The 9,421-nt window shown below is 72.0% G+C and carries 10 protein-coding genes; 1 reads left to right on the plus strand and 9 read right to left on the minus strand.

The window, feature by feature from the left end:
• Positions 1–17: 17 nt before the first annotated feature.
• Positions 18–1,295: an extracellular solute-binding protein gene (locus AC07A4_RS22500; RefSeq protein WP_478601410.1), complete on the minus strand. Its 1,278-nt coding sequence runs from the start codon at positions 1,293–1,295 to the stop codon at positions 18–20.
• Positions 1,296–1,490: 195 nt separating this feature from the next.
• Between AC07A4_RS22500 and AC07A4_RS22505 the strand changes: the two genes are divergently transcribed.
• On the plus strand, positions 1,491–1,706 hold the full coding sequence (locus AC07A4_RS22505; RefSeq protein WP_478601412.1) for a dodecin: 216 nt from the start codon (positions 1,491–1,493) through the stop codon (positions 1,704–1,706).
• A 25-nt stretch (positions 1,707–1,731) separates the two neighbouring features.
• Here the strand turns inward: AC07A4_RS22505 and AC07A4_RS22510 are convergent, their stop codons facing one another.
• The 8 genes from AC07A4_RS22510 to AC07A4_RS22545 all read right to left on the minus strand — a co-directional run bounded on the left by AC07A4_RS22510 (position 1,732) and on the right by AC07A4_RS22545 (position 9,367).
• Complete coding sequence (locus tag AC07A4_RS22510; RefSeq protein ID WP_478601414.1) at positions 1,732–2,220, minus strand: phosphatase domain-containing protein; 489 nt, start codon at positions 2,218–2,220, stop codon at positions 1,732–1,734.
• 64 nt (positions 2,221–2,284) lie between these two features.
• Complete coding sequence (locus AC07A4_RS22515; RefSeq protein WP_478601416.1) at positions 2,285–3,550, minus strand: hypothetical protein; 1,266 nt, start codon at positions 3,548–3,550, stop codon at positions 2,285–2,287.
• Positions 3,543–4,922 carry an MFS transporter gene (locus AC07A4_RS22520; RefSeq protein ID WP_478601418.1) on the minus strand — a complete coding sequence of 460 codons (1,380 nt, stop codon included), beginning with the start codon at positions 4,920–4,922 and terminating at the stop codon, positions 3,543–3,545. Before AC07A4_RS22520 ends, AC07A4_RS22515 begins: the two co-directional genes overlap by 8 nt.
• A 178-nt stretch (positions 4,923–5,100) precedes the next feature.
• Entirely contained in the window at positions 5,101–5,886 is a 786-nt protein-coding gene (locus AC07A4_RS22525; protein WP_478601420.1) for a thioesterase II family protein, read from the minus strand.
• Positions 5,883–6,956 (minus strand): HAD-IIIC family phosphatase, encoded by a 1,074-nt coding sequence (locus AC07A4_RS22530; RefSeq protein ID WP_478601422.1) that lies wholly within the window; start codon positions 6,954–6,956, stop codon positions 5,883–5,885. The genes AC07A4_RS22525 and AC07A4_RS22530 overlap by 4 nt, the downstream gene beginning before the upstream one ends.
• On the minus strand, positions 6,953–8,101 hold the full coding sequence (locus tag AC07A4_RS22535) for an acyl-CoA dehydrogenase family protein (RefSeq protein ID WP_478601424.1): 1,149 nt from the start codon (positions 8,099–8,101) through the stop codon (positions 6,953–6,955). The genes AC07A4_RS22530 and AC07A4_RS22535 overlap by 4 nt, the downstream gene beginning before the upstream one ends.
• Positions 8,102–8,114: 13 nt before the next feature.
• A complete protein-coding gene (locus AC07A4_RS22540) occupies positions 8,115–8,375 on the minus strand; it encodes an acyl carrier protein (protein WP_478601426.1) in 261 nt (86 codons plus the stop codon).
• Between the two features lie 71 nt (positions 8,376–8,446).
• Positions 8,447–9,367, minus strand: coding sequence for a 3-hydroxyacyl-CoA dehydrogenase family protein (locus AC07A4_RS22545; protein WP_478601428.1), 921 nt, complete (start codon positions 9,365–9,367; stop codon positions 8,447–8,449).
• Positions 9,368–9,421 lie beyond the last annotated feature (54 nt).

Raw genomic sequence — 9,421 nt, forward strand, 5'->3', positions numbered from 1 at the left:
GGGCCCGGTGACCGCGCTCAGCGGCCGCCGTCGTCCAGCGTCTTCGTGATCCGGTCCGAGGCCTTCTTGGCCTCGGCCGCCGCGTCGCCCCCGGCGAGGACCTTCGACATGTACGTCTTGACCGGGTTGTCGGCCTCCACAAGCGCCCAGCGCGGCGAGGCGGGCGTCGCCCGGCCCCGCGCGGCCCCGGCCGCCATCGCGGCGACGCCCTCCTTGCCGGAGACGACGGAGGCGAGGGTGGTCTTGTTGGGCACGTAGTCCATCGTGCGGGCCAGGTCCTTCTGCCACTTCTCGCCCGCGAGGGCCTTGACGACCTCGACGGCCGCCTTGCGCTCGTCGGTGCCCTCCCGCACCACCAGGTCGGAGCCGCCGGTGAAGACCGCGCCCGGCTTGGCGGCGCTCTTGCCGGGGATCGGGAAGTAGCCGAGTTTCCCCTTGAGTTCGGGGTTGGCCGCCTCGATGGTGCGGACCGTGCCGGGCACCGCGATGAGCTGTGCGATGCCGCCCTTGGCGAACACCCCGGCCTGCGGCGGGTGTTCCTCGTCGGCGTCCTTGGGCCCCTCGCCGAGCGCCTGGAGCTGGCGGTAGAAGTCCATGCCGCGCAGCGCGGCCGGGGAGTGCAGGCCGCCGCGCCAGAGGCCGCCCTTCTCCTTGGCGAGGTCGCCGCCCTCGTCCCAGATGAACCCGGCGAGCGTGTACCAGTCCTGTCCGGCGAGGTAGATGCCCTGGTTGCCGCCGGAGTTGAGGCGCGCGGTGGCGGTGAGCCACTGCTGCCGGGTCTTCGGCGGCTTGACGCCGGCCTGGGCGAAGAGGTCCTTGTTGTAGATGACGACGCGGTTGGCCGCGTACCAGGGCACGCCGTACTGGGCGCCCCGGTAGCGCCCGGGCTCCGCGAGGCCGGGCAGCCAGTCCTCCATGCCGAGGTCGCGCGCCGCCTCCAGGGTGAGGTCCTCCAGGCCCCCGTGGTCGACGTACTGGGCGACCTGGGTGTTGCCGACCTCGATGACGTCGGGCCCGTCCTCGTTCTTCAGGGCCTTCTGCACCTTGGGGCCGATGCCGGTCCATTCGTGGACGCGGATGTCCAGGTCGATGTCGCCGTGCTGCTTCTCGAAGTCCTCGGTGAACCGCTTCAGGAAGCCCTCGGAGGCGCTGCCCTTCATCAGCCAGACGGTGACGGTGCTCTTGTCGTCCCCGCCACCGGGCAGCACACCGCAGCCGGGCAGCAGGGCGGTGGCGGCGAAGGTCAGAGAGAGGGCGAGGGAAGTACGTCTGAGGCGCGCGTTCACGTCGGTCACTTTCTGGCTGCGGACAGCATGGAGGAAGGGTGCCCGACGTGGGGAAGAGCTGCGCTCGAACGGGTGTGTGGGATTTTGGTACGGACCAGGACATTGGTCAAGACCCTTGCGGAACTTCCGTCAGGAGGCCCCCGGAGCGCCACGGCACTACCGTGGGGGACAGCCCGCACCGCCGCGGAGAAGGGATGCCCCCTCATGTCCGAGCACACCTACCGGGTCACCGAGATCGTCGGCACCTCGCACGAAGGCGTCGACCAGGCCATCCGCAACGGCGTCACCCGCGCCGCGCAGACGCTGCGCGGCCTGGACTGGTTCGAGGTCACGCAGGTGCGCGGCCACATCGAGAACGGCGAGATCAAGCACTACCAGGTGGGCCTGAAGGTCGGCTTCCGCCTGGAGGACGCGGGCTGACCCCGTCACCCGTACGCCCACCCGCTCAGGTGCGCCCCTCGCGCTCCTGGGCGTCCTTCAGCGCCGCCGACGATCGCGCCCACCGCGCCCGCACCACGGTGAACCCGGCCCGCTCGGCGTCGTCGCACACCAGCTCGTCGTCGTCCACGAGGACGCGTACGTCGCGGGTGCGTGCGAGGCGCCGCAGGATCTCCAGCTTGGTGCGGCGCGCGGGCCGCCGGTCGTTATCGCGGCGCATCCAGATCCGGCCCGCGGGCAGCCCCTGGGCGGCCAGCCACGCCTCGGTGTCGGCCCGGCACCGCTCCGGCCGCCCCGTCAGATACACCACCTCGCACTCCTCTGCGCTCTCCCGCGCGAGGTCCACGCCGCGCGCCAGCGGCGGGTCGTGCGGCGCGGCCGCGAAGAACGCGTCCCAGTCGCGCGGCGCGCGCTCCAAGAAGCGCTGGCGGTGCGCGGTGTCGGCGAGGGTGCCGTCGAGGTCGAACACGGCGAGTGGTCTGCGGTCGTCCGTCACGTCGTCAGCGTAGGCAACGGCGTGGCGCCCCGGCGAACCGGACCCGACCGGGGCCGCTGCCGCGTCAGCGCGCCTCGGCCTCCAGGAGCTGTCTCCAGCCCGCCGCGGACAGGGCGTGGGCGGGCGCGCCGATGCCCGCGAGACGCTGCCACACCCGGGGCGAGACGAGCAGGCACGCGCTGACGGCGCCAAGGAGCAGCGCGCCGCCCGGATCGGAGCGCAGCGGCAGGAGTTCCTCCTGGCTGTGCGCGTACCAGCCGCGCCGGGCCGCGGCCTGGGCCAGCTCCCGCAGCACCGCGCGCCGTCCCCGGCCCGCCTCCGCGTGCCGTACGACCGCCATGAGCAGCATGTGGGTGCGGACGCCGGGGCGGGCCACCGGCGGCGGCCCGGCCGGTTCGCCGCACGCGAGGGCGAGCCAGCGCCGCACCAGGTCGACACCGGCGAGTTCGGCGTTGACCGGCTCCACCAGGCGGGGGTTGACGTCGATGTAGCGCACCCGGCCCGCCTCCGGGTCGAGGACCGCGTCCAGGGACAGGGGGCCGTGCCAGTCGAGGGCGGCGCCCAGCGCGGCGAGGTGCCCGGCGACCTCGGGCAGGGCCACCGACTCCTTGGCGGCGGCGCTGCCCTGCACGCCTTCGCGTCTGCGCAGCGCCGTGTGGGCGCCGACGAGCGCGCCCTGGTCGAACAGCGCCTGGACCATGACGACGGGCCCCGGCACGGCCAGTTGCGCGAGCACTTCGCCGCCGTGGGCGAAGACGTCCCGCACCACGGGCAGCGCGGCGATCCGGGAGAGGTCCTCGGGCTCGTCGGCCCGCCACACGCCCCGGCTTGACGTCGCCACCGACAGCTTGACGTAGAGGGGCAACCGCTCTTTCTGGGCGAGGAGTTCACCCTCGTCCCGCACCAGCGCGGTGTCGGGCTGGGGCAGTTCGAGCGCGTCGAGGACCCGGACGGCCTCGGCCTTGTCCTGCGCCCTGCGCACCGCGTCGAAGCCGGGCACCGCGAGGCCGACGCCGAGGGCGCGGAACTCCTCGCGGTGCCGGGACAGCGCCACCAGCTGCTCGTGGGTGGGCAGCAGGACGTCGTAGGGGTGGCGCGCCAGGGTCCGGCGCAGCGCGTCGAGGTAGCGGGCCGGGTCGGCGGAGAACCGGGGGCTCTTGTGGCGGTGCTTCACCCAGCGGGACAGCGCGGTGAAGGCGAGGCCCCCGCTGTCCATCACGCCCACCTCGTGCCCGTGGCGTCCGAGCACGGTCAGGATCTCCCTGGCCGAGGCGCTGGAGGCCTCGGTGAGCAGGACGCGGCGGCGAGGTGCGGGTGCGCTGTCACCCATGGGTCGAGTCCTTTCGGTGGGGTCCGCCCCCGCCGCCGGACCTGGCCCCGAGGACCAGGACCACGGCCCCGGACACGAAGAACACCAGGAGGGACAGCCAGGCGACGCGGTAGCTTCCCGTCCACTGCAGGGCGAAACCGAACCCGGCCGTGCCGAGGAAGGCGAGGCAGCGGTTGACCGTCTCGAAGACGCCGAAGTATTCCGCCGCACGGTCCTGGGGCACCAGCTTGATGAAGACCGAGCGGGACAGCGCGTAGGTGCCGCCGACCACGAAGCCCGCCCCGACGCACAGGCCGAGGAAGGCGCCGAAGGACCCGTCGGGGATGAGCGCGCCCGCGATCACCGTGAGGATCCAGACGAGGACGAAGCCGAGCAGCACCGCGCGGCCGCTGTGCCGCTCGGCGAGGCGCCCCGCCACCAGGGCGCCCGCGAACGCGACGAACTGGACCGCGAGGACGGCGACGACGAGGTCGCCCTGGGTGATGCCGATCTCCTGCACCGCGAACGTCCCCACCAGGGCGGTCACGGCCTGCATGCCGTTGTTGTAGAGCAGGAACGCGATGAGGAACCACCCGGCGCCCGGCAGGGTCCACAGGTGGCGCACCGTGGTGAGCGCCGCCCGGTAGACGCCCCCGCGCGGCGGGCCCGGGGCGCCGGTGGGCACCGCCGGTGGGCTGCCGTAGCCGCGCAGGAGCCACACCGACACCATGCCGAACAGCAGCCACCACAGGCCGGTGACGAGCAGGATCAGCCGGATGGCATGGCTCTCCGCGAGGCCGAGCGCCTCGTGGTTGGCGTACAGCACGAGGGCGATGAGGAGCAGCAGGCCGCTGCTGAGGAAGCCGGCCGCCGAGCCCTCGGTGGACATGCGGTCCTGGCGCTCGGGCGAGGCGAGGACGGGCAGATAGGTGTTGGCGACCATGACCGAGGCGCCGAGCGACATGTTCGCCGCCACGTACAGCAGGCCGCCAAGGGCGTAGTCCGCGTTCCCGATCGCGTACATCCCGGATGCCGCACAGGCGCCGACGACGGCGAACACCGCGAGCAGGCGGCCCTTGTCGTGGCGTTCGGTGAGGGCCGCGGCCAGCGGCAGGACGAAGACCTGGAGCAGGACGGAAAGGGCCGAGACGTACGGGTAGAAGGACCCGGCGAGCACGGGTATCCCCAAGGGGTGGAGATAGCCGTCGGCGTCGGCGGCGTTCTCGCTGACGTCGGTGATGTACGGGCCGAAGAAGATCGAGGTGACGGACGTGGTGAAGACCGAGTTGGCCCAGTCGTAGCCGTACCAGCCGAGACGGCCGCGGCGCGTGGCGCGCCAGCGGGCCTCGGTCTCGTCGGGGAGCACGGCCACGGCTCTGGTCTGCTGCGGCATGTACGGGCACCTCTCCCCGTCGTCCATGTCAACTCCGCGTGCCGGTGGATGTGTGGGAGTCATGTGTCGCCTCCGGGAGTGGGGGGACCGCACCGCTGCGCGGCCGTGGACGGGGGGAGTCGTCCCTCGATGCGGCCCACCCGGACCGGGCCGTGGACTTTCCCTCGCGCGGAGGCGTTCACGTGCGCAAAGCTCGCGTCATCACCTCCATCATTTCCTCGGCGCGCTCGTTGATGAAGAAGTGCCCTCCGGGGAACATCCGGGCCTGGAAGGCCCCGGTCGTCAGGCTCTCCCAGGCCAGGATCTCGGCCTCGTCCGCGCGCGGGTCCCGCCGCCCGCCGAAGACGGTCAGCGGGCTGCTCAGCGGCGGTTCGTCCTGGTAGGCGTACGTCTCGTTGACCGTCAGGTCCGCGCGGAGCAGCGGCAGGAGCAGGTCCATGACGTCGCTGGCGCGCAGCACCTCCTCGGGGGTGCCGCCCATGCCCGCGACCGCGCGGATGAGTTCGTCGGCGGGCAGGTCGCGCAGGGGGCGGCGCACGTCGGGCAGGTGCGGCGCCGCCCGGCCCGAGGCGAACACATGGACGGGGGGCGGGGCGCCCGCGCGCCGCAGGCGCCGGGCCAGTTCGAAGGCGACCAGGGCGCCGAGGCTGTGGCCGTAGAGCGCGTACACGCCCGTGAACTGGTCCTTCAGGGCGTGTGCCAGGTCGTCGACGAGCGCGTCGGAGCGGTCGTAGGGCGGCTCCCTGAAGCGCTCCGCGCGGCCCGGCGGCTGCACGGGGCAGACCGTGACGCCGCCGGGCGCGAACCGGCGCCAGGGCGCGAAGCTCGCCGCGCTGGCACCGGCGCTGGGAAAGCAGTACAGCCGGGGGCGCGAAAGGGAGGGTTCGCCGAAGGGCAGCCACGCCCCCGCCGGACACGCGGCGGACCGCATGTCCAGCGGGGCGTCCTCCACGTGGTCGCTCATCGCACCACCTCGACCGTCAGATAGTCCGGCGGGGGCTGGATCTGCCGCAGGTCGGACTCCAGGACGAGGCGGTTGCCGTCGCGTTCGGCCTCGCGGAAGCCGCCGAAGGCGTAGGTGACGTACATGACCCGGTTGCGGCCCGTCTCCACGAAGTCCGCCCGCAGGACGGCGCCGTCCTCACGGGCGAGGCGCATGATGTGGTTGAGCAGCACGGTGCCCACGCCGCGGGCCATCACCCGGCAGGACATCAGGAGCATCCGCAGGTGCCAGGCGGGCTTGCCCCGCTCGATCAGGGCCAGGCCGATCTTGCCGTAGGTGCCGTAGCGGTCGGTGAGCCCGGCCACCAGGAGCAGATGGTCCGGGGACTGGCGCAGCGCGTCGAGTTCCTCGTACGAGTAGGTGCGGCCCGTGGAGTTGAGCTGGTTGGTGCGTACGGTCAGTTCCTCGGCGCGCTGGAGGTCCTCGCGCTGGGCCTCGGCGATGGTGAAGCGCATGTCGAGGGTGGCGAGGAACTCCTCGTTCGTTCCGGTGTAGTCCTCCTCTATCTGCTCGCGCAGGGCGGCGCTGCGGTACATCTCGCGGCGTATGCGCGACTCGTCGGTGACGAACTTGGGGCGGAACTCCGGCGCGTGGAGGGCTTCGGGGAGATCGGCGACGTCCACGGTGAGGACGGCCGGCAGGGCGTGCTCCACCTCGGCCCGCTCGAAGGGCTGGTCGTCGACGAACGCGAGGGCGTCCAGGCCGATGTTGAGCGAGGTGGCGATCTGCTCCACGGAGCTCGACTTGGGGTTCCAGTTGATCTGCGGATAGAGGAAGTAGTCCGCGAGCCCGTGGTCCTTGAGGCACTCCATGGCGGCGCCGTGGTCGTTGCGGCTCGCGATGGAGTGCAGGACGCCGAGTTCGTCGAGCCGCTGGATCTCGGCGACGACCTCGGGGCGCACGGACACCCGGCCCTCCTCCAGGAGCACCCCGTCCCACAGGGTGTTGTCCAGGTCCCACACGACGCACTTGATCCGCCCCTGCCGGGGCTTGGCGTCGGTCCTGCTGCGCACGCTCTGGCCGGCGTTCACCGTGCCACCTCCCGGTAGGCCTCTGTCGCGATGGTGAGCTGCTGGAGCTCGGTGCTGCCCTCGATGACCTCCGCGACCTTGGCGTCGCGGTACAGGCGCGCGGCCGGGTGCTCGGAGCTGAAGCCGTTGGCGCCGTGGATCTGCACGGCGTCGCTGGCGGCGGCGGTCGCCGCGAGCGACGCCTGGTACTTGGCCACCCAGGTCGCCATGATCGTCGCCGGGTCGTCGGCGTCCTTCAGGCGCCCGGCCTCCGCGCACAGCAGCCGCGATGAGCGGCTGCTGACGACCATGTCGGTGATCTTCCGCCGGATGAGCTGGAGTTCGCTGAGCAGGCCCTCGCGGACCCGGCGCCGTGAGGTGTAGTCGACGCAGGCGTCCAGGCAGGCCTGGACGACGCCCACGCAGCCGCAGGCGACGCTGTACCGGCCGAGGTCGAGCGCTCCGGTCATCACCGTGCCCGCCGCCCAGCCGGGCGGGCCGATCAGGGCGTCCGGGCCCACCCGTACGTCGCGCAGCCTGATCCCGGCGAGCATGCTCGCCCGGGTGCCCATGACGCCGGTGAGGGGGGTGATCTCCACTCCGGGGTTGTCGGCGGGCACCAGGAAGGCGCTCATGCCGTCGCCGGTGCGGCAGAACACCAGGAGCAGCCCGGCGACCTGGCCCGCGGTCATCCACTTCTTCTCGCCCGAGATGACCCAGCCGGACCCGGTCTTCTCGGCCACCGTGCCGGAGGCGGAGGCGTCGCTGCCGCTGTCCGGTTCGGTCAGGCAGAAGGCGCCGAGCACCTCGCCCGTCGCGAGCCGCGGCAGCCACCGCTCGCGCTGCCCTTCGGTGCCCCAGCGCTGGACGGTCCAGGTCACCATCGTGTGCACGGTCAGGAAGCTGCGCACGGACGAGCAGCCGCGGCCGACCTCCTCGTGGACGCGGCCGAGCGTCGACCAGTCCATCGCGACGCCACCGGCCTCGGGCGGCAGGAACGGGGCCCACAGGCCGAGTTCGCCGATCCGGTGCAGGATCTTCTCGGGCAGACGCTCGTCCTGGTCCCACTCGTCCGCGTACGGCACGATCTCGGCGTCGACGAACGCGCGGACGTCGTCCGGGGCGGTCGCGGTGGTGTCGTGCGGTTCCGTCAGGGAGACGGTCATGGTGTCCTCCTGGTCACTTGGCCGAGAGGCGCGCGCCCTCGGTGATGCCGCGCACCAGGGCCGCCATCGCGTCGAGGGTGCGGAAGTTGTCGAGGTTCAGCTCCTCGTTGGGCACCCGGACGCCGAACGTCTTCTCCACGAACATGACCAGCTCCATGGCGAAGAGCGAGTTGACGAAGCCCAGGGCGAAGATGTCCTCGTCGTCGGCGAGGGTGATCTGCGGGAACTTGGCGGAGATGAACTCGCGGACGGGTGTGCGCAGGTCGTCGGACATGATGGGGTGACTCCTCGGTTGAGTACGGCGACTAGAACGGTTGTTACGGTCGAAAGAGCTGGTGTGGCCGGTCAGGTGGCGGGGACCGGGCGGTCCGCCCGGTGGCCGTTGGCGGCGGGGCTCGCGGTGGGGCTCGCGGCGGCGGCCGAAGGGCCGTAGGAGTAGAAGCCCTCGCCCGACTTGCGGCCGTGAAGGCCGGCGTCGGTCATGTGCTTCAGGAGCGGGCAGGGCCGGTACTTGCTGTCGGCGAAGTGCTCGTGCAGCACCTCGATGCTGTAGAGGATCGTGTCGACGCCGATGAGGTCCGCGGTCTCCAGCGGGCCCATCGGGTGGCCGAAGCAGCTGCGGAAGACCTCGTCCACGGTCTCGGCGGTGGCCACGTTCTCGTACACGAGGTAGGCGGCCTCGTTGACGGTGAGCATGAGCACCCGGTTGGAGACGAAGCCGCAGGCGTCGTTGACGTCGATGGCCTTCTTGCCCATGGAGGTCAGCAGGTCGCGCACGCGCTCCAGGGCCGCCGGGGAGGTGTGGTGGCCGGGAATCAGCTCCACGGCGGGCTTCATCGGCACCGGGTTCATGAAGTGGACGCCCACGAACTGCCGGGGCCGCTCGGTCAGGGACGCCAGCCGGGTGATGGGGATGGCGGAGGTGTTGGCGACGAAGACCGCGTCGGCCCGCACCACGGGGTCCATCCGGCGGTACAGGTCGCGCTTCAGCTCCCAGTTCTCGGTGATGTTCTCGATCACGACCTCCGCCTCGGCGAGCAGCGCGAGGTCGGTGCCGCCCTCGATCCGGGCGAGGACCTCGCCCGCGTCGAGGGCGGGGCCGCCGAGGAGGCGGCTCATCCGGCAGTTGGTCTCGATGGAGGTCAGGGCCTGCTCGATCGCGCGCGGGTCGTTGTCCACCAGCGCGACCGAGTGGCCGGACTGGGCCAGGTTCTGTGCCACACCGGCGCCCATGACTCCGGCGCCTACGACTCCCACGTGGGCCATCGCTGTTCTCCTTGTTCGCTTTGTTCGCTCTGCGGATGAATGGGGGTGTGCGGT

The sequence above is a fragment of the Streptomyces sp. NPDC043996 genome (assembly GCF_056435225.1).

Bases quoted from the DNA above. Each gene is read 5' to 3' on its own strand.
- AC07A4_RS22505 (WP_478601412.1), top strand. From the start codon at position 1,491: ATGTCCGAGCACACCTACCGGGTCACCGAGATCGTCGGCACCTCGCAC.
- AC07A4_RS22515 (WP_478601416.1), bottom strand. From the start codon at position 3,550: ATGGGTGACAGCGCACCCGCACCTCGCCGCCGCGTCCTGCTCACCGAG.
- AC07A4_RS22520 (WP_478601418.1), bottom strand. From the start codon at position 4,922: ATGCCGCAGCAGACCAGAGCCGTGGCCGTGCTCCCCGACGAGACCGAG.
- AC07A4_RS22525 (WP_478601420.1), bottom strand. From the start codon at position 5,886: ATGAGCGACCACGTGGAGGACGCCCCGCTGGACATGCGGTCCGCCGCG.
- AC07A4_RS22535 (WP_478601424.1), bottom strand. From the start codon at position 8,101: ATGACCGTCTCCCTGACGGAACCGCACGACACCACCGCGACCGCCCCG.
- AC07A4_RS22540 (WP_478601426.1), bottom strand. From the start codon at position 8,375: ATGTCCGACGACCTGCGCACACCCGTCCGCGAGTTCATCTCCGCCAAG.
- AC07A4_RS22545 (WP_478601428.1), bottom strand. From the start codon at position 9,367: ATGGCCCACGTGGGAGTCGTAGGCGCCGGAGTCATGGGCGCCGGTGTG.